The sequence below is a fragment of the Anaerolineae bacterium genome, assembly GCA_013178015.1.
In the GTDB taxonomy this organism is placed as follows: Bacteria; Chloroflexota; Anaerolineae; order DRVO01; family DRVO01; genus Ch71.
On the sequence record JABLXR010000017.1, the window covers coordinates 56,760 to 76,239 of the forward strand.

General features: G+C 66.5%; 13 protein-coding genes. 3 read left to right on the forward strand and 10 right to left on the reverse strand.

Annotated elements, in window-relative coordinates:
- Window positions 1-37: 37 nt before the first annotated feature.
- From HPY83_08260 to HPY83_08305, 10 genes are all read right to left on the reverse strand, one after another.
- Entirely contained in the window at window positions 38-571 is a 534-nt protein-coding gene (locus HPY83_08260; GenBank protein ID NPV07940.1) for a macro domain-containing protein, read from the reverse strand.
- Window positions 572-601: 30 nt separating this feature from the next.
- Complete coding sequence (locus tag HPY83_08265) at window positions 602-1,951, reverse strand: hypothetical protein (protein NPV07941.1); 1,350 nt, start codon at window positions 1,949-1,951, stop codon at window positions 602-604.
- 142 nt (window positions 1,952-2,093) lie between these two features.
- The gene (locus HPY83_08270; protein ID NPV07942.1) at window positions 2,094-3,107 is read right to left on the reverse strand and encodes a M28 family peptidase; all 1,014 of its coding nucleotides are present in this window, start codon (window positions 3,105-3,107) and stop codon (window positions 2,094-2,096) included.
- Entirely contained in the window at window positions 3,097-4,698 is a 1,602-nt protein-coding gene (locus HPY83_08275; GenBank protein NPV07943.1) for a hypothetical protein, read from the reverse strand. Before HPY83_08275 ends, HPY83_08270 begins: the two co-directional genes overlap by 11 nt.
- 71 nt (window positions 4,699-4,769) lie before the next feature.
- Window positions 4,770-5,342, reverse strand: coding sequence for a peptide deformylase (locus HPY83_08280; GenBank protein NPV07944.1), 573 nt, complete (start codon window positions 5,340-5,342; stop codon window positions 4,770-4,772).
- Window positions 5,343-5,359: 17 nt separating this feature from the next.
- Window positions 5,360-6,586, reverse strand: a complete 1,227-nt coding sequence (locus HPY83_08285; GenBank protein NPV07945.1) for a response regulator — start codon at window positions 6,584-6,586, stop codon at window positions 5,360-5,362.
- 61 nt (window positions 6,587-6,647) lie between these two features.
- Window positions 6,648-8,360, reverse strand: a complete 1,713-nt coding sequence (locus tag HPY83_08290; protein ID NPV07946.1) for an NAD+ synthase — start codon at window positions 8,358-8,360, stop codon at window positions 6,648-6,650.
- Window positions 8,361-8,396: 36 nt separating this feature from the next.
- Window positions 8,397-8,789 (reverse strand): nucleotidyltransferase domain-containing protein, encoded by a 393-nt coding sequence (locus HPY83_08295; protein NPV07947.1) that lies wholly within the window; start codon window positions 8,787-8,789, stop codon window positions 8,397-8,399.
- A gap of 34 nt (window positions 8,790-8,823) precedes the next feature.
- The gene (locus tag HPY83_08300) at window positions 8,824-9,024 is read right to left on the reverse strand and encodes a hypothetical protein (protein ID NPV07948.1); all 201 of its coding nucleotides are present in this window, start codon (window positions 9,022-9,024) and stop codon (window positions 8,824-8,826) included.
- 689 nt (window positions 9,025-9,713) lie between these two features.
- The gene (locus HPY83_08305) at window positions 9,714-15,347 is read right to left on the reverse strand and encodes a hypothetical protein (protein NPV07949.1); all 5,634 of its coding nucleotides are present in this window, start codon (window positions 15,345-15,347) and stop codon (window positions 9,714-9,716) included.
- Between the two features lie 744 nt (window positions 15,348-16,091).
- On the opposite strand from HPY83_08305, the gene tig reads away from it, so the two are divergent.
- From tig to clpX, 3 genes are read left to right on the forward strand one after another with little or no spacing between them, the layout of a single operon-like run.
- Window positions 16,092-17,480, forward strand: coding sequence for a trigger factor (tig, locus tag HPY83_08310; GenBank protein ID NPV07950.1), 1,389 nt, complete (start codon window positions 16,092-16,094; stop codon window positions 17,478-17,480).
- A gap of 1 nt (window position 17,481) precedes the next feature.
- Window positions 17,482-18,141, forward strand: a complete 660-nt coding sequence (locus HPY83_08315; protein NPV07951.1) for an ATP-dependent Clp protease proteolytic subunit — start codon at window positions 17,482-17,484, stop codon at window positions 18,139-18,141.
- Window positions 18,128-19,402 carry an ATP-dependent Clp protease ATP-binding subunit ClpX gene (gene clpX, locus HPY83_08320; protein NPV07952.1) on the forward strand — a complete coding sequence of 425 codons (1,275 nt, stop codon included), beginning with the start codon at window positions 18,128-18,130 and terminating at the stop codon, window positions 19,400-19,402. Before HPY83_08315 ends, clpX begins: the two co-directional genes overlap by 14 nt.
- The last annotated feature ends 78 nt before the right edge of the window (window positions 19,403-19,480 follow it).

Genomic DNA, 19,480 nt, shown 5'->3' on the forward strand with positions numbered 1-19,480 from the left:
TTCCTGATCAGCGTTGATCTGCGGATCATCAGCGCCATCAGCGTTCTATCGTCACCCCAGGCGGCAGCGGCCGCGAGGATAGCTCCGCCTCGAAGGCGTCGTAGGTCTGGCTGCCGAAGAGGGCGAAAACGATGAGCTCCAGCCCGGTGCCCCGCTCCAGGTGGGCCAGGACCTCGTCCACCATGGCCCGCGCGGCCTCGGCGGGCGGGAAGCCGCCCACGCCGGTTCCCAAGGCGGGGAAGGCTACGCTGCGCAGCGACAACTCGTCGGCAAGGAGCAGGGTGTTGCGGGTGGCAGCGCGGATCTTCTCCTCGTCGGTGATGAGGTCGGGCCCCATAGCAGCCGCGTGAATGACGTAACGCGCCGCCAGCTTCCCGGCACCGGTAGCCACCGCTTCCCCTACGCCGATGGGCCCCTTGGCCAGCGCCTCCTTCTCTATCTCGTCGCCCCCGCGCCGCTTGATGGCCCCGGCCACGCCCGCACCCATCCACAAGGAGGAGTTGGCAGCGTTGACGATGGCATCTGCCTCCAGCTCAGTTATGTCACCTCGATACAGGCGAATCTTGGCCATGATCCCTCCCTACTTCATCCCGTATCGTATCTAGCTGACCTCCTGGAGAGCCTTCGTCGCCGCCTCGACGAGGGTCTCGAATCCCAAAGGGCTGACGTTGGCCACACCTGCTTCGTACCCTCCCTGCTGGAACGTCTCGGGCGTGGGCACGTAGCCGAGGCTGTAGTCTATCGGGGCCACCGGAACCAGGTTGAGGTCGGGGAATTGGCGCCAAAGGCTCTCGGCGATCTCCAGGAAACATTCGCCCGGCAGCAAAGCGGCGGCGAAGCTACCCCAACGCAAGGCGGCCACGTCGGTGGGCAGCACCCCATCCTCAGTCAGTCGGAGAAGTTGGAGCTTGTGCGCCAGGCGGCGAATGTCACCGCCTCCGGGCAGTCGTCGGCCCTCGCGCTGCGCCTGCCGGTATACTTCCACCGCTGCCCTCAGCTGCCCCTCCAGCTTCGCCCGCGTCGGCAGGTCCTCTCGCAGGGGCATGCGCACGGTGCGGCTGTGGAAGCGAAGTCCGTCGCCCTGGACTGGCTCCATCTCCCGCAAGGCGGCCCGCACCCCATCCGCCAGGTTGCGACCCAGCACTCTCACGTCGCGCACACGGTCGGAGGGCTCCTGCCCGTCTCCCACGTACTTGCCCGGGTTGATGTTGCCGCAGGGGCCGGTGAAGTAGGTGCAGTAGCGGTAGGGGCGCTCCGTCTCCAGCAGGCGCATGGCTTCCCCGGGAAAGTCGGCGGTGACGTACCATTCCTCGTCGCCGCCAGCCGCGGTGGGATGGCAGCAGTAGTTGAGCAGCAGTACCTCCCGCGGCCCGCCGATCTCGCTCAGGCGCAGCACCCGCACCCACGGGTCTATCTCCCCCTCCGGCAGTTCGCGGGCCTCGGCCGGGGGCCGGCTGGAGCGCCAGTGCAGGCGGCCCTGCTCGTCGAGTATGCGGCGGTTGCTGGCCACTCCCACCACTCGCCCCCGTCCCCAACTCGCCTCGACCTCGAAGGTGTCCGACACGGCCTCCTGCGCCGCAGCCACTGCCCGGTCCAAGAAGGTGCGGTAGTAGCTGGGGTCGGCGAACACCAGGCCATAGGGCTCGAGAGGCTCGTTGTTGGCCACCTGGACGGTGGGAGCCTCGTGGGTGTGCGTGGCGTGAGCGAGGATACGACCTTCGGGTAGACCGGTGGCGGCGCCGATAGCCCGCTTCAGGTCGAGCTGGTTGCGGCGCTGCAGGCCGATCAAGTCGGTCGAAAGCAGCAGGACGCGGTCCTCGCCATCGGAGAGAAGCAGGGCGCGCACGTGAGGCGGATCGAAGATCTCCTGGCACTCGTCGTCCAGCCCCAGGCTGCACGGTACCCCCAGCGGCGGGGTTATGTCCTGCCTGGCGAACCCAATCCTAAGCATGGTTCCACTCCCTGGTGTCCTCTGTGCAGCTGAACCGATGAGCGCGGGCACACACGCTGCGCAGACGAACCTCGTGTTCGCCCCTAGGCGGGCTCGGTGGCCTGCGCCCACGGCCCAACGGCAGTATGACCTGGCCTCTTGCCTAGCTCCCCACCCCCTCAAGGAGAACCTCGACCACCCGTCCCACTCTCTCCAGAGATTCGGGAGCCACCTTGTCGGCCGTGTCCTGGCCAGTATGCCAGTAGGGATAGTCGAAGTCTATCACGTCCAGTGCTGGTATGCCTCGCTCAAGAAACGGTGTGTGGTCGTCCAGCATGGCCCACCGGTACTCGTCTATGAAGTACTCCCCATAGCCCAGACGGGCCGCCAGTGCCCAGACCCGATCCTGCAGCGCCGGGGTCGAGTTCCGCTCCTTGTACAGCTGCTGATCGGCGTCCCCCACCATGTCAGCAATGATGACGAACTCCGGCTCCACCGCCAGGTTGGCGGCGAAGTGGCGCGAGCCGGCGATGAACTCCCATCCATCCAGCCCTCCGTTGTCCTCAGCGTCGAAGAACACCAGCCACACTTCGTGAGAGAGCTTCTCCGGCTCCAGAGCGCGGGCCAGCTCCAGCAGCACCGCCACCCCGCTGGCCCCGTCGTTAGCTCCCAGGACCGGCTCTGTGCGCCGGGCCGGGTCAGGGTCCTGGTCGGCATGGCGGCGGGTGTCGTAGTGAGCCCCGATGAGGGCGATGGGGCCAGAGCCCGCCCGGCCGATGACGTTACGGCATGGGGTGCCGCGGTAGGTGAAGTCCTGAAACTCGACCTCCCAGCCCAGACGGCGCAGGTGCTCGGCGATGTAATCAGCGGTGCGAAGCGCGGCCTCCGATCCGGTGGGCCGGGGGCCCAGGTCCACCTGGGCCAGAACGTGCCCGTAGGCTTCCTCCCCCTGGAATACCGCCGGGAGGGGCGTCACGGTGGGCACAGGCGAGAGCCGAGCGGTCGGTGGCACCGAGGTCGGGCCGCAGGCCGCTACCTGCAGACACAGCACCAGAGCGGCCAGGCAGCGCAGCAACCCTGCCGCCGCGCCCGAGGGCCACCGCAACCACATCACGCCGGTGGAGCCCTGGCCCCGGGCCACCAGTGCCCCACCCTCCATCACGTGGCTATCCTTCATGACGACGCTCCATCAGGTACACCGACGCACCCCGGGCGGAGAACGCCATCGCAGGTGTGTAGGCAGCGCTCAGCTGCGCCAGGAGCTGATTCTCCTCGTCTGGTGCCGTGTGCGCCGTCACCAGCCAGAAGGACCCAGTGCCATCGGGTAGCGCTGAGAGCACGGCAGCGCCTCTGGCCTCCGGGCTTAGGTGCCTCAGCCACGCGCCGTAGACGACGCCATCGGCGATGCAGAAATCCGCCTCAGCCTCCCCAACCCAACACGAAGCATACCAGCCCGGCGGGAGATCTTCCTGCTCCAGGCCGGCCCGGAGCAGGTAGTAGCGGAATGCGGGCACCGCCCCGTAGTACACGTAGGTGGGCTCCGGACTCCGGCGGCGCTCCCGCCAGAAGCCAACCACTTCCCTGACGTCCTCCGTCTCCGGCCACGCCAGGGCCCCCCGGGTCACCTGAGAGATGCTCCTGTTCGGCAGCCAGATCAGCGACAGCCCCACCAGTAGGGCCAACGCCGCCCAGGTCGCCCTGGGATGGCGCCGCTCGTGCCAGGCGAAGACGCCGCCCAGGACCACGGCCAGGAGCGGAGAGAGGAATAGGGAGTAACGGAAGCCCGGCTGCCCATAGGCGTACCAGCCCAGGCGCAGCGCCAGGTAGTAGGCCGCCAGCGACAGGCCCAGCCAGAGCAACGGCGTCCCTCCGATGGCCCCTGGCCGCCGGGAGACCGCCGCCAGCGTGGCCAGGACCAGCAGCACCGGAACCGCGATCTGCCATGCGGTGGGGAGGCCAGCGTAGGGCCAGCCCGTGAGAAGGAAGAGCACCACGGCCCCGCAAGCCCGGGCCAGACGAGCCAGCTCTGCCATCGGCATCTGCAGCGGTTCTGCGGCCGCATCCGCCGCCGTGCCCAGGAGCTGGCCGGGCAGATATGGATGTACCAGCAGGCCCACGCCGATGAGGGAGGCCACGCCCACGGCCAGCTGGCCGGCGACGGCGGTCCGGCGTCCGGCCCGCGCATGGCCGACCCAGACGGCCAGAGCAGGAGGCGCCAGGACGAGCGCGGCCCCGTAGTGCGTCAGCGCCGCCAGAGCACTGGCCAGGCCCCAGGCGCCCCAGCGCGCCAGCGAAGGTGCCATGCGAGCCCGGTCCAGTGCCAACAGAGACAGGGCGACCAGCCAGACGCCCAGAGCGTACTCACCCACCTCCTGGGAGTACTTCACCGCCGCGGGCGACACGGCCAGGATCAGGGCGGCAACAGCCCCGGCGCGCCCTCCGTACGCCCTGCGGGCCAGGGCGAACCCGCTGCCCACCGTCCCCACACCGCAGGCGACCGACAGGAGGCGGAGCCAGCTCTCCGCGTGGCCCAGCCGGCTCCACCAGTGGAGCACGTAGGTGTACAGCGGCGGCTGCCTGGCGGTGGCGATGCCCAGGGAGAGAGAGGAGAGCGGGGCGCTGGCCACCCAGTACTCCACCGCCTCGTCGAACCAGAGGGAGCGGGCCGCGAGGTCCCAGAGCCGCAGCAGCAGCGCCGCCGCCATCAGCGACCCGACGGCTATGGCAGCGAAACGGGATTCACCGCCGGCAAGCCACCGTTGGGCCACGGAGCCACCGGGCGTCGGCCCGGGGGGCGCACCTAGAGGCCCGCCTTCACCAAGGGCTGCCCGGCCTGCCGTCACGGCTGGCCCTGGAGTGGTTTCGGCCCCGCAGGCGGAGGCTCGGGGACGACGAGGTGGCTCTGGCTGCGCAGGGCGAAGGAGCGTCCATCCACGGCCCGGGACACCGCCAGGACACCATCCAGGTGGTCGCACTCGTGCTGCAGCAACTCGGACAGGTCGCCTTCCAGGTCCCACACCCGGGGCCGCCACTCCAGGTCGCGGTACTCCAGCCTGCAGGCCCGGTGCCGGAGCACGCGCACCAGCAGGTCGGGGAAGCACATGCAGTCGTCCCACACGGTCATCATCTCGTCGCTGCGCCAGGTGAACTGCGGATTCAGGAGGACCATCGGCCCTTCGGCCAGATGCGCGGAGGTAGTGCCCTCCAGGTGAACGTAGACCAGCCGCTTCCTCACCCCGATCTGGGGCGCAGCGATGGCCCGCCCGGCCCCGTAGCGCCCTCGAAAGGCGAGCAGCGTGTCCCGCAAGTCGGCCACCACTGCCGCCATCTCGGCCAGGTCTTCCGGCTCGACCGCACTGCTGACGCGGTAGAGAAGCGGGTTGCCCAGAAGCAAGATTTCCCTTTCGGCCACGATGCTCTCCGAATCGGTCAGATGCCGATGATCTCGGCCACGGCGTTGAGCAGTTGCTCCCGGCCGACCGGCTTCTTCAGCAGGGCCGTGGCCCCCAGAGCCCGGGCAAGCTCGGGCTCGTTGATCACGGAGCAGACCAGCACCGGGATGTCCTGGGTGCCGGGATCGGCCTTGAATTGCTGCAGGATGGCCCAGCCGTCCATGTCCCGCATCATGACGTCCAGCACCACCAGTCGGGCCCGGTTCTCCCGCGCCAGCCGCAGGGCCTCCGACCCCTCGGCGGTGCTGACCACCCGGTAACCGTGCCCCGCCAGGTAGCGCTCGAACAGGCGGAGCATGCCCGGGTTGTCGTCCACCAAAACGATGGGAGGCTCCTCGAAGCGAGGCCAGTAGAGCCCCAGAAGCTCGTCTCCCTCGTCCCGGGAGAGAAGGGTGAGCTCGCCTCCCTGCTGCTCCATCAGCCGGCGCGCACGCACCAGGGCCTCGTCCTCGGTTGAGGATGAGGCCGGGGCCGGGGGTGGCGCAGCCGTCTCATAGTGGAGGAAGATGGCCTGCTTCTGAGGGCAGGGCACCACTTCCAGGCCCACGTCGCCCTGGGCGCGGCGCAGAGCGAAGGACAGGGCGGCGATGATCGCCTGGCGGGAGAGGGCAGCGTCGGCCACGGCCACCGCCGGGACATCGGTGCACGCCAGGTGTACCGAGCTCCCACGGGACCGGGCCAGCTCCTGCAGCAAGGGAAGCGACTCGGCGCCCAGGCGGTTGAGGTCCAGCCGCTCAAAGAGGAGGCCCATTCCCTCCAAGCTGGCGGTAAAGGCGTCGGGCTCGACCTCTTCGGGCGGGGAAGCCCGAGCCCGTAGGGCAGCGGTGAGCAGCGTCACCCCTGCCTTCAAGTCGCGGAAGAACTGACGTTCTGAGATGCCAAGGTCGCTGCGGATCTTGTCGTCGGAGGCACCGTCCAGGTAGCGGTACACCAGGATGCCATAGGGCCGCCACTCCCGGCTGCGGGCCACCACCGGCGGCGGCGGTCGCAGCTCCTGGATGGCCTCGATAATAACGGTTCGCAGGGCCTGGGTGCGTGCCAGAGGGTCGGGCATGTGGCGGCGCACCAGTAGGGGGAGCAGAGGATGGTCGCGCAGGTAGGCGCTGTCGTACAGGTGCGCCAGAGCATCCCGAACCAGCTCTTCGCTGACGTCGTCGTCCGCGCCCTGGCCACCACCCCGGTTCACCCCAAGGCGTTCCTCCATCACGCCTCGCTTCCCCGGCGTCCCGGCAGGCTGAAGCTCGCGGACCGCATCCTACTCGCTCTCACCCCTTGCGGTAGTGGTTGGTGATGGGCAGGCGGCGGTCCTTGCCGAAAGCGCGCCGCGAGACGCGCACGCCCGGGGCCGCCTGGCGCCGCTTGTACTCATTGACGTCCACCATCCTCACCACCCGCTCCACCAGCGGCCGATCGTATCCTAGGCTCACGATGTCCTCGATGGAGCGGTCCTCCTCCACGTACGCCTCCAGGACGGGATCTAGGACTCGATATGGAGGCAGCGTCTGGTCGTCGCGCTGGTCGGGCCGGAGCTCGGCCGAGGGCGGCCGGGTGATGGCCTCCTCCGGGATAACCGGCGACACTGAGTTGCGAAAGCGAGACAGCTCGTACACCAGCATCTTGGGCACGTCCTTGATGACAGCATACCCCCCGGCCATGTCGCCGTACAGTGTGCAGTAGCCCACGGCCAGCTCGCTCTTGTTGCCGGTGGTCAGCACCAGCCAGCCGAACTTGTTGGAGAGGGCCATGAGGATGTTGCCCCGAATGCGGGCCTGGATGTTCTCCTCGGTGACGTCGGGCGCCACGTCCCGGAACGAATCGGCCATCATCTGCAGGTAGGCCTCGAAGGTGTCGTCTATGCCGATGGTGCGGTACTCCAGGCCCAGGGCGGCGCTCAGCTCCTCGGCCACCCGGCGGCTCAGGTCGGCGGAGTAGCGCGAGGGCATGTAGACCGCGTGCACGTGATCCGGCCCCAGGGCATCGGCCGCGATGGCCGCCACTAGCGACGAGTCTATGCCTCCGCTCACCCCCAGGACCACGTCGCGGAATCCGTTCTTGTGTACGTAGTCCCGCGTCCCCAGCACCAGGGCCTGGTACACCTCGGGCAGTCGGTCCAGCCACTGCACCGTCCGGGCCTCGACGGGCGCACGGTCCGCCTGGCGCCGCGCCAGGACCGGCACCGTTGGCACTGGCACAGGGACCTCCTGACGGCGCCGGGGATCGCGCAGCCGCATCCGGAAGACGTGGCTCAGGTTCAGGTCCGCCACCAGCAAGTCCTCCCGGAACTGCCGTCCCCGGGCGATCACCTGCGCGTCCGGGCCGATGAGCAAGCTGGAGCCGTCGAAGACGAGCTCGTCCTGGCCCCCCACCAGGTTGCAGAAGGCCATGGCGGCCAGGTTGTCCGAAGCCCGGGTGCGCAGCATGCGCTCGCGCTCGCGTGGCTTGCCCATGTGGTAGGGGGAGGCGGAGATGTTGACGATCAGCTCGGCGCCTGCCAGGCTCTCGGCTTCGGCCGGTCCACTGCCGTACCAGATGTCCTCACAGACGGTCACCCCGATGCGAGTGTCCCCCATCTCGAGCACCAGGGGATTGCGCCCGGCCCGGAAGTACCGGGCCTCGTCGAAGACGGCGTAGTTGGGCAGGTGCATCTTGTGGTAGCGGGCCCGAATCTCGCCCTGGCAGAGGACGGCTGCGGTGTTGTAGAGGTCGTCGCCCAGCTCCGGGCAGCGCGTGGCCGAGCCCACGATGGCGGTCAGGTCGTGAGTGTGGCGGGCGATTTCCTCCAGCGCCAGCTGGGCGTTGGCCACGAAGCCCGGCTTCAGCAGCAAGTCCTCGGGCGGGTAGCCGGTTACGGCCATCTCCGGGAGCAGCACTAGGTCGGCGCCCGCCTCCCGGGCTCGCTCGATGGCGTCCAGGATGCGCTTGGCGTTGCCGTCCAGGTCACCGACGACGCAGTTGATCTGGGCGAGGGCTAGACGCAGGGGGTTGGGCACTAAGGTATCTCCCAGTAGGTCACTTCAGACACGGACGGAGGCAGACGTAGGTGGTACTCCCTGACGAGCCATGCGCGTACCTGCTTTGTCTTGGCTTCCCCCATAGATCGTCCGGCCCTCCTCGCTAACCCTCGCTTCCGGTGAGGCGTGCGCCTGTCGGTATTCCTCGAATTGGGATCGAGTCCTGACCAGAATGTCGGCAGGAACGGCGAGCCCCCGCAATGAGCGGTATGCTCGTGCGGCCCGGCGTGCCGGCCGCTCCTGGCTCTCCCGTACGATGACCATGATGTCCAGATCGCTGTCTTCATGGAGAGCGCCCCAGGCGTGAGAACCGAAGAGGATGATCTCCTCTGGCTGGAACTCGTCTGCCAGCGGACGGGCGGTCTCTTCTGTGAGTTGCTCACTGGCTTCTTTCATAACGGCATACACCTAGCGTGCGCGCCAATGATGATCACCGGAGCGCATCCCGGTCTCCTTCATCCACGCTCCCATAGGGATCGGTATGGCGAATGGACATGCCGCGCAGAGGATACCGCTCGGTGCCCTCACGCGCGCATTGGCGGCTGAGTAGGATGACCTCCGCTCTCTCCCCGGCAGAGAAAGGTATGCCATACAAAGAGAGCATGCCGGTCTCCACCCTATAGACCTCCATGGTGCCTACCTCCACTGCTTTGGCGTGGCCCAGGCACCAGCGCTTCTGGTTCTCAACGGGCGCGCTTCGCACCGCTGCCCTCAAGAATGGACCGCCAGCAGCATCTCGAGCAGGCGCGCCTCATCGCGCCACGCAGATAGGCTCTGCCGATTCCAGTTCACAGCGGTCCCCTGCAGCACTACTACACGCATTCTACCTGTCAGCGCCAAGTTCTGCAGCCCGCTGTTCAGTCGGAGATGCTCCGGCGCTCGGCCTCAACTTCCTCGAACCAGTTCTCCAGATCGGCTAGCATCCAGCCGGTTCTCTCCGGCTCGGACCCCGCCAGGTTAGGCTGCTCGAGTGGGTCCCCCCGATGTTGGACAGCAAAGGTGGCGGGCGAGGCGAGATATCGCGCTCGGGCTGGGGCGCTCTCAGGACGTCACTGCGGCGTTCCCGCTCGTCCTTCAAGGCCCGCTCCATCCGCAGACCCTCCAGTGACCGCCCCCTCGTACTTCTCTCTCGTGTTCGCCCGGTCCGCGGACCCGCGTGTGGCGACGCCACGATCGGCAGCGGTGATCCGCCCGTTCCCGTTAGAGGCAGACCGAAGCACACCGCCCCTCGCAATCGCAACGCGGACTCGCGAAGAAGCCGGGGGCCATCGCGCGGCCCGGCCCACTGCGCGATGGCCCCCGAGACTGGGTCGCGAGACCCTATTGCCGGAACAAAAGCGGGAGGTAGCGGCGGTAGCTGATCCCCGCACCCTCTGTACCGCAGGGGTAGGTGCAGGTGCTCATCCCCTGATCCTTCCAGCCCAGCACCGTCTGGCAGCGATTGCCGCTGCCACTACCGCCGCTCTGCGACGCCGCCGAAATGTCCTTGCTAGTGTTGCCGCAGGCCAGGTTGGCCGACACCCGCGCCCCGCTGGCGTTGCTCAGGTCCAGGCCCGTTTGGTTGGTGGCCAGGTAGTTCTGGGCGAACTGCGACCGCTGCGAGTTGGCAGCCTGAATGCCGCAGGTGCTGTTCGCAGTCACCACCGAGCGCTCCACTTGCGAGTCGGCGGCGCCCCGCAAGTCCATCCCTGTAGCGTACCCCTGCACGACACACCCGATGATCCCGACGTTCTTGCGGCCGGCGGCCAGGATGCCCGTCCCCGACCCGTCACCCACCAGCCGGGCGCTGCTGCAGTCCAGCGTCAGGTTGTCCGCATCCACGATGATCACCCCCGGGCTTCCCCGGTCCGGCAGGGTGTATGACCCAGGGCACAGGACTGCCGACTGGGTGAGGCGCAGGTCATCCCTAGGGGCGACACAGGCCGGCTTCTGGCAATCCTCCGGGCATCCCGCCGGGCTCTCCCCCACGCCGCAGGCCTTGTCGCCGCAGGTCTGCAGGCTCACGCCGATGGTGGCGTGGTTGAGGTCCAGCCAGTTGCTGGGGGCAAAGACGGCTGTGGTCATGCCCGGCACCGTCACCCCGGTACGCGTGGCCGTGGGGAATGCCTCCTCCACACCCGTCCGGCTGGACGTCATGGTGTTCTGAAGCTCTACCGAACAGGTCATGGGCACCGACGCCCGGTTGGTGAGCCGAAGCGAGCTGAAGTCGGGGCTGACGCTGAAGACAGCCTGGCCCCCAGGCACCGTCATGCACTTGAGGGTGTAGAGCCGGGCCGAGTCGGAGACCTCGAAGTGCTCGCCGATGGTGGCGGTGACCAGCTTGGAAGCATCCGAGCTGGTGAATACGAAGCCGCCGGTGGGCGGGCCGTCGTTCTCGTGGTAGAAGGACATGGTGTCCCGAGTGGACGTGGTGGCAGGGATGTCGGTCAGCAGTAGCATCTGGTTGCCGGCGAACACGGCCGCGCTGTAGGTGCCGCTGCCCAAGCCGGTGAAGGTGGCGGTGTAGGGACCCCGGGGCAGCATATACAGCCCCCTGCCGCGGTCTACCGCCTGGCCTATCTGGGGGTAGGGCGCGGCATCCGGGATCTCCGCCACCATCTGGTCCCCTTCCCATCCCATCCGGCGCCCTTCGCTGTCTGTCACCAGGGAGCTGGCCGAGCCCCAGTTGATGAACAGATCGCCGTGCCATTTGAGCGGGATCGTGAGGCTGCTGGAGACCGTGCTGTAGGGCAGGAAGTAGAGAGAGTAGAACCCTGGCCCGGCGGCATACTCCCACGTGTTGCTGTCCTTGTGGATGGTGATGTAGGGGAAGGGGTCTACGCTGTCGTAGTACTGGGCCCAGAGAGGGACGCGCCAATCGCTGTTCATGGGGTAGTTGTTGTCGTAGACGTAGATGCGGGCGGTATTGGCGTCCACGTCGCGTACGTCGGTGGCGACAACCGTGTGGCCGCTCGTCAACGCAGACATGACCAGGCTGCCCAACTGCCCGCTGGCGAGGCTCTGCTTGACCTGATCCAGGACTGCGTTGGCGTACTGCTGACCGGCCTTGTAGCTGGCCCACCAGCCCAGGTACATCTTCGCCAACTCCTCTGACATGATGGCACCCTGGCCGGCATCAATGGCGTTCTCCAGGTCGCCGTAGTACGTCAGGTCGGAGGCTTTCTGGGCACTAGGCCCATAGTCCGTGACACGCCTGTCGCCGTAGTAGAAGCGCAGGCTGGTGGTGCTCATGCCGGTGCAGGAGCCCGGGCCCGCTGCCCAGGCGTAGGCGGCGAAGTACCAGGCGGTAGCGTGCGGCCGGGGGATGGGCGTCGGCACCTTGGCCTCGTAGCCGATACAGGCGCAGCCGAGGCCCGGCACGCACAGCGGCACGCCGATGCAGATATCCACAGTCTGGTAGATCTTCTCCTCGCCGAAGGTGTCGACATAGTCCCCCTGGCAGCCACCGTAGGGACAGCCGAAGCTGAGCATGCCTTTGGAGGGGTTGGGGAACTGGTATCCATACAGGTACTGGTACCACCCGATGCACTTCTCGTTGCAGCCCGGGCTGACACGCCCGGCGTCGAACCAGTTCGAGATGGTCACGCAGGTGTTGCCCGAGCCGGTGCTCTTGGTGTTCTCGTTCAGGACGTCCAGCGTCTTGTTGTAGCAGATGCGGTTGCTCTGCAGGTTGGCCTGGCTGTGCCCGTCCAGCTCCACCCCGTAGCCGTTCCTGGTGATCTCGCTGCCGCTGAGGGCCAGGCCGCTGGTGCCGATGGCGGCCACACCCGAGGCCGTGTTCGCGCGGACGGTATTGCCAGTAAGGGTCGGTGAGCTGACGTCCTGCAGCCTGATGCCTACATTGTTGCCCGTCACCGTGTTGTTGCTTACCTGCAGCCCTGGGGAGGCGCCAGAGACGTACAGACCCATGCCCACCTGTGGCGCCGGCCTGACGTTGTTCTGCAAGGTGTTGTTCGTGACCTGGCAGTTGCTGCAGTCGCTGAGCTCCACCGCACTCCGGCGGCTGCTGGTGATGGTGTTGTTTGCCACCGTAACCTGCTGCGACCCATCCACGTAGAGCCCGTTCGTGCGGTTGAGCGTGTTGTTGCGCACCTGAACGCCGCTGGAGTCCAGCACTACTATGCCGTCCCCGTTGACCGTTCCGTCGTCCATCGTCAGGCCCTGTACGGTGGCGTTCTGGACGTTGCAGAGCATCACCTGGCCGTAGCCTCCCGCGGGGACGGTGCCGGCGTTGGGCGAGTCGTGCCAGTAGAGGAGGGGCAGGCCCGGTCCGCTCAGGTTGCCCGTCACGGTGTTGTTGCAGGCGCCGCTCACCCAGAGGCCGTAGAGCCCATTGCTTCTCAAATCGTTGTCGCTGACGGTGTTATCCGCCACGTTGTTGAGCGAGATGCCGAAGATGGCGTTGGCGGTGCTGTTGTTGTTGGACAGCACGTTCTCCCGCGGGGCATAGAGCGAGTCCACCGCCACTAGGGCGATGCCCGTCTCGTTGTTGGTCACGACGTTCTGGTCCAGGGTGCAGTGCGAGGAGTCGCGCAGCTCGATGCCAGTGTCGTAGTTCTGGATGCCGCAGTTCCGCACCGTGACGTTCAGCCGGTTCGCCAGGCTGATGCCCACCCCGGACCCATTCCCCGAGAGAGTGTGGCCGGCGCAGTCCAGCGTCAGGTGGTTGCCCGTTATCTGCAGGCCGCCGGGCAAGGAGAGGGCCCCCGCTAGCGTCACCTGATTGTACTTGCCTGTGAGGGCCCCGAGGCACTCCTCGGGCGACGAGCACGTGGTGGCCTCATTGGGCGTGCAGGTCTGGTCGCACCATTCGATGGTGCGCGGGCTGGTGCCGTTCCAGTTCCAGCCGTAGATGGCATCGCACCTATCGCCGGAGCGAGTGTTGCCCGAATTGGGGGCCGGAAGCGAGATGTCGCGCTGGTTCTTACACACCATGTTTCCCGATAGGGCGTTGTTGTTGGCCGAGTAGAGCACCATGCCGTCTTCGTTCGGCCCGATGAGGTTGCTGGTGAGCGTGTTGTTGTGGGAACCGCTCAGATAGAGGCCGCTACCGTTTTCGTAGAGGACATTGCCGGCCACCTCGTTGTAGGAGGAATTCAGCAGCCTGATACCGGAGCCGAAGCCCTTGATCCGGCAGCTGCGGACGATGTTGCGGGCCTGGCTCGATATCGAGACGCCGTAGCTGAACTCCTCCGAAGCATCGGTCCCCTGGATCAGATGTCCCTGACAATCGAAGGTGGTGTTGCTGGCGGCGAAGCTGATGCAGGTCGTGCTTTCTGCCACCATGTCACCATCGAGGTAGACGAGGGAGTAGCCCCCGCTCAGCTTGGCCGTGCAGTCGGCGCAGGAGTTGCAGTGGGCGATCCCCGAGGGCGGATGGTCGTAGAACTTGTTGCCATCCAGCGTCTGGCCCAGAAGAGGAGCACTGTAGCGTATGCGGTTGCTGTCCACCACCGTGCCCCCTACCGACGTGGCGCCCGCCGACAGGTAGCCAGGCAGGTCCGTCTCCACGATGTCGTAGTACAGGCAATAGCCGGCCACCGGCAGTACGAAGTTGCCCGTGCCGTCGGTCACGCGGCTCTCGATCAGCGTCCCCAGGCCGGCTCCCGTCGAGCAGTAGAGCTGAAGTGTGACCCCCGCCACCGGCGTGGTCTCAGCGCCCACCCCTCCCGCCCACACCCGCCCCGAGAGGGGCCACAGGCGGGCTAGGTCGGCGTAGATGTCAGTTCCCTGGGTGGCATCGTTGCGGCTATCTTCCCAGGCGACCAGGTAGGAATAGGCGTTGTCGGGAGCCAGGCGGGGACGGGCCTCGGCGTAGTCGGTGGTCGCCAACCCGAGCAGGCCCTCCACCGTGTTTTCGCTCTCGTCCACCCGCCGGAAGTAGACGTCGTGGTCGGCGGACGAGTAGGCGTACTCCACCGTTACCAGGAACTCACGAGCATTGGGGTGGTAGGCAACATCCGGGTTGGTCGAGCTGTTGGGAAGGGTGTCTATGGCGATGCCACCTCCCGCCAGGCCGCCGTACGCGTACACCCGCTGGCCATAGATGTCCCAGTTAGTCCCTGTGCCGGTGACGTCCTGCTGCCACACCACCAGGAAGGTGTTGTTGCTAGGGCTGAACGCCACCCGGGGGTTCTCCTTGCTGTTTGGCTGGGCGGAGATGATGAGCTCGGACTCCAGAGGGGCACCATCGTTCCTCAGTCGCCATCCGCGGATCCCGTACTGCGAACTGCAGGTCGAGCCAGTGGACCTGGTCTGCCAGACCACCAGGTAGCCCTCGCCGGCTGCTACCGCCGGGCGGGCATCGTCGCACAGAGTCGTGGCAATGGGAATGGCGCCGCCTAGGAGGACGCCCGTCCCGCTGACGCGCTGCGCGTAGACGTGGTGGTACCCAAGCTCGCCGCCCACCAGGCTCTGCCACACCACCAGGTACTCACCGGTGGCGGCATTGAAGGCCACCTTCGGCAGGCGCTCCTCGTAGCTGCTGGAGGCGATCCATATGCAGCTCCCCGTGGGAGTGCCATTGCCCAGCAGCCGCAAGGCACAGACATCGTCGTTGGTATGCTCGCTTTCGAAAACGAGCAGATACTCGTTGCGGGCCGGATTGTAGGCCACGTCCGGCTCGGCGGGGACGCCGCCCGGCCCTGCCGTTGCTAGGTACAGAGGGCTGCCAACCGGCGTGCCGTCGGCTGCCACCCGCTGGCCTACGATGTCGTGCAGGCCGTACTCGCCCTCGGACTCGAAGACCACCAGGTACTCGCCCGCCTGGCTGTTGAAGGCGACCGCAGGGCGGATCTGCTCCAGGGCACCCACCCCGATGGGGTTAGCGACGGACGCCACGCCAACCGTCTCTGGGCTCGGTTTGCTGGACGGCAGCGGCGGATGCAGCCAGGAACTGAGGGGCAGGAACACCACGGCGAACAGAGTCAGCAAGGGGACGCGCATCAGTCTCATCGCATCGCTCTCCACTGAATAGACAGCCGGGTCTACGACCGTCTACTGCCCGCAGGGGGGAATGCGGAGCAGGGCCCTGCCTGCACACCGAGTCTGTGGCCAGCCCGATGGGCCACGGTGAGCGGATTGCGCCGATAGGTCGGCTAGACGAGAGGGCCCGTGTGGGCCCGGAGCGGAGCGGACGCCCAGAGGAGTGAGGCTTTCGGACAACGAACAGCGTCGCTGACGATTGGGCGACCCAGCTAGAGCACCCGGGTCGGTGCCCAAAGCACCACACCGGCTATCCTACAGTGGCTCATGGGTTCCGTCAAAGCCTCACCGGCCGATCGCGTCATTCAGCCGTGGCCCCTCTCTCCCCACGAGGAGTGAGCGCCCCCAGGCGCGGACCGCTCGCGCATGGGCGGGCGAACTCCTCGGGCTGCCAGGGCTAGACACGGGCGCGTGCCTCTCGGAGCGCAGCCGGCGGAGAGCGGCTGCATCCTCAAGCCGTGGCCTCTCTCTCCCGACGAGGAGTGAGCGCCCCCAGGCGCAAGCCGCTCGCGGGTGGGCGGGTGAACTCCTCCTGTTGGTGGGATTCGGAAGCAAGACACGATGGCCGTGGGGCACGGCCCAGACCGCACATCAGTACCTGAGCGGGAGGCGTAGCGGGGACCAGTCGCAAGGCAGCGGCTGAGGGCGGGCCTTTGTGGCCCCAAAGAAGCCGGTGCTATAATCTCCCAGGAAACCCGCCAGGAGCGACACCAGTTGAAGGTTACCACCGAGCAGACTGAGGAACGTGTTGCCAACCTCACTATAGAAGTTGACGAAGAGACGATGCGCCCGGCCCTACAGAAGGCGGCGCGGGAAGCCTCACGCCGCCTTCAGATCCCCGGCTTCCGCAAGGGCAAAGCACCGTACGACGTAGTCGTGCGGCTGGTGGGCGAGGAGTACCTTACCCAAGAGGCGCTCGAGGAACTGGCTCCGGACCTGGTAGCCAGGGCCATGGAAGAGCAGGAGATCGAGCCCTACGGTCGGCCCCAGCTCACCGACATGCAGATCAACCCCCCTCGCGTCAGTGTGGCCATCCCTCTGGAACCCCAAGTGGAGCTAGGCGACTATCGTTCCATCCACCTAGAGAGGGAGCCCGTCGAGATATCAGACGAGGACATCGACCGCGCCATCGAGGAGTTGCGCAAGGCCAGGGCTCGCCTGGAGCCGATAGAGCGCCCCTTACAGATCGGTGACATCATCACCGGCCGGCTGCAGGTGCAGGTGGAGGACGGCCCCACAGAGGAGAACGAAGACTTCCAGGCCCAGGTGTCCACACCGGAGGAGGAGAGCCTGCCTGGGCTGTCTGAGCATCTGGTGGGGGCGGTAGTGGGCGACGTGGTAGAGTTCGACACCGTCTTCCCCGTGGACTACCGCGAGGCGGCGGTAGCAGGCAAGAAGGCGCACGTCGTGGTAGAGTTGAATGAGACTCAGGTAGAGGTGCTCCCCGAGGTCAACGACGAGTTCGCCGTGATAGTAGGCGACTACGATGACCTCGAAAGCCTTAGGCGCGAGCTCAGGCAGAAGCTGGAAGCGGAGGCTACGAGAAAGGCGGAGGAGTCTCTGCGACAGCGGGCGGTGGAAGCGCTAACGGAAGCGGCCTCCATCAGGTATCCCCAAGCCGCCGTGGAAGACGAGCTGGACCGGATGATGGAGGCCTTCGAGCAGAATCTTCGCTCTCGGCGCATCAGCCCTGACGCCTGGTACCGGGCTGCGGGCCGTTCGCGCGAGGAGCAACGCCTGTCTATGCGGCAGGCAGCGGAGAGGAACGTGAGGGAGGGGCTGGCCCTGCGCCAGTTCATCCGGGAGGAGGGCATCCAGGCCACCGAGGAGGAGTTGACGGCGCGCGTCGAGCGCGCGGTGCGCGACTTGGCTCAGGGCGACCCCGCTCTCGAGACCATCCTCCGTAGTCCGGCATACCGTCTGCGCCTGGCCAACAGCCTGGTCTTCAACCGAGCCATGCGCCGCCTCATCAGCATCGTAACCGGGGAACCGGAGCCTCCTGAGGAAGCTCTGCCCCTGGAAGAGATGCCGGCGCCTCCGGTCCAGGTCATCGAAGCGAGCGAGGGTGAGGAAGAAGAGACTCCAATGCCAGAGGAAGGCTAGCATGCACAACCTAGTTCCCATGGTTATCGAGACCACCGGTCGGGGGGAGCGCGCCTACGACATCTACTCACTGTTGTTGCGCGAGCGCATCATCTTCCTCGGTACGCCCATCAATGACCAGGTGTCGAACCTGGTCGTGGCCCAGTTGCTTTACTTGAACCGGGAGGACCCGGAGAGGGAGATCTCCATCTACATCAACTCCCCTGGGGGCGAGATCTACCCGGGGCTGGCCATGTACGACACCATGCAGATCATCGAGGCCCCTGTCAGCACCATAGCCGTGGGCTGGACGGCCAGCCTGGGCACCCTCATCCTGGCCGCGGGCACCAAAGGCCTTCGCTATGCCCTGCCCAATGCCACCGTGCACATGCACCCGGCGGGCGGCGGCGCGAGAGGCTACGCACCCGACGTGGAGATCGCGGCCAAGGAGTTGTTGCGCATGCAGGCCCGACTATATGAGATCCTCGCCCGGCACACCGGGCAGTCTGTCGAGCAGATCTCGATGGACTTTCAGCGGGACCGATTCATGACCGCGGAGGAGGCCGTTCAGTACGGCATAGTGGATCAGATCCTGGCCATGAACGACAAGAAACTGGAACTGCTCAAGACCGTTGGCCAGAAGCGGAAGCCGCCAGAGGAAGAAAGCGATGAGCAACGCTAGAAGCATGCAATTCTGCTCCTTCTGTGGCAGGCGCCAGGACCAGGTCAGCCGGCTCATCGCCGGCCCTGATGGCGTCTTCATCTGCGACGAGTGCGTCGAGCTCTGCCGCGAGATCCTGGAGGAGGAGCGGGGGGCCAGGAAGGAGACCACCCAGGGCCTGCAGCTTCTCTCCCCCAAGGAGATCTACCGGCGCATCAACGACTACGTCGTGGGGCAGGACCGGGCCAAGAAAGTGCTCTCCGTCGCCGTCTACAACCACTACAAGCGCATCACCTCGGAAGACCAGGGGGACGGCGTTGAGCTCCAGAAGAGCAACATCCTGCTTATCGGGCCCACCGGCTGCGGTAAGACCCTCCTGGCCCAGACTCTGGCCCGCATCCTGAACGTCCCCTTCTGCATCGCCGACGCCACTTCGCTCACCGAGGCGGGGTACGTGGGCGAGGATGTGGAGAACATCCTCCTCCGCCTCATCCAGGTGGCCGATTTCGACATCGCCCGGGCGGAGAAGGGCATCGTCTACATAGACGAGATAGACAAGATCGCCCGCAAGACGGGCGACAACCCCTCCATCACCCGGGACGTGTCGGGCGAGGGAGTGCAACAAGCCCTCCTCAAGATCATCGAGGGCACCGTCGCCAACGTGCCACCCCAGGGAGGGAGGAAGCACCCCCACCAGGAGTTCCTCCAGATTAATACGTCCAAGATCCTGTTCATCGTGGGCGGCGCCTTCGACAACCTGGACGAGATCGTGGCTCGGCGAGTCGGTAGCAAGGGTCGGGTGGGCTTTCCCAAGGGCGACGCCGAGCGCCGTAGCCGCAACGCTGAGCTGGGCGAACTGCTGCGCCAAGTCACCCCAGACGACCTTCTCGAGTTCGGCCTCATTCCGGAGTTCGTGGGGCGGCTGCCTGTCGTCGTCAGCGTTGACCCCTTGGACCGAGACACCCTGATCGAGATCCTGACCCAGCCCAAGGATGCCCTGCTCAAGCAGTACCAGCGCCTCTTCGCCATGGACGACGTCGAGTTGGTATTCACCGACGATGCCCTAGCCGCCATCGCCGACAAGGCGCTTGAGCGCAAGACGGGAGCTCGGGGGCTGCGCACCATCGTGGAGGAGATCCTGCTGGACGTCATGTACGAGATTCCCTCCCGCAAAGACGTGCGCAAGTGCATCGTCAGCGCCGATACCGTGCTGCTGGCCAACCCGCCGCTTCTGCTGACTCAGTCCGAGAGACCGGTGGACTGGCTGCGAGAGACGGCGTAAGGGGCCGCCCCACATTCGTCGGATAGCACTGAAGGCGCGGGCCCACCCCCGCGCCTTTCTCATTCCCCGGAGCCAGTG

Coding starts and splice junctions, on each gene's coding strand:
- clpX (NPV07952.1), top strand. CDS start 18,128: ATGAGCAACGCTAGAAGCATGCAATTCTGCTCCTTCTGTGGCAGGCGC.
- HPY83_08270 (NPV07942.1), bottom strand. CDS start 3,107: ATGAAGGATAGCCACGTGATGGAGGGTGGGGCACTGGTGGCCCGGGGC.
- HPY83_08265 (NPV07941.1), bottom strand. CDS start 1,951: ATGCTTAGGATTGGGTTCGCCAGGCAGGACATAACCCCGCCGCTGGGG.
- HPY83_08260 (NPV07940.1), bottom strand. CDS start 571: ATGGCCAAGATTCGCCTGTATCGAGGTGACATAACTGAGCTGGAGGCA.
- HPY83_08305 (NPV07949.1), bottom strand. CDS start 15,347: ATGAGACTGATGCGCGTCCCCTTGCTGACTCTGTTCGCCGTGGTGTTC.
- HPY83_08285 (NPV07945.1), bottom strand. CDS start 6,586: ATGGAGGAACGCCTTGGGGTGAACCGGGGTGGTGGCCAGGGCGCGGAC.
- HPY83_08315 (NPV07951.1), top strand. CDS start 17,482: ATGCACAACCTAGTTCCCATGGTTATCGAGACCACCGGTCGGGGGGAG.
- HPY83_08295 (NPV07947.1), bottom strand. CDS start 8,789: ATGAAAGAAGCCAGTGAGCAACTCACAGAAGAGACCGCCCGTCCGCTG.
- HPY83_08300 (NPV07948.1), bottom strand. CDS start 9,024: ATGGAGGTCTATAGGGTGGAGACCGGCATGCTCTCTTTGTATGGCATA.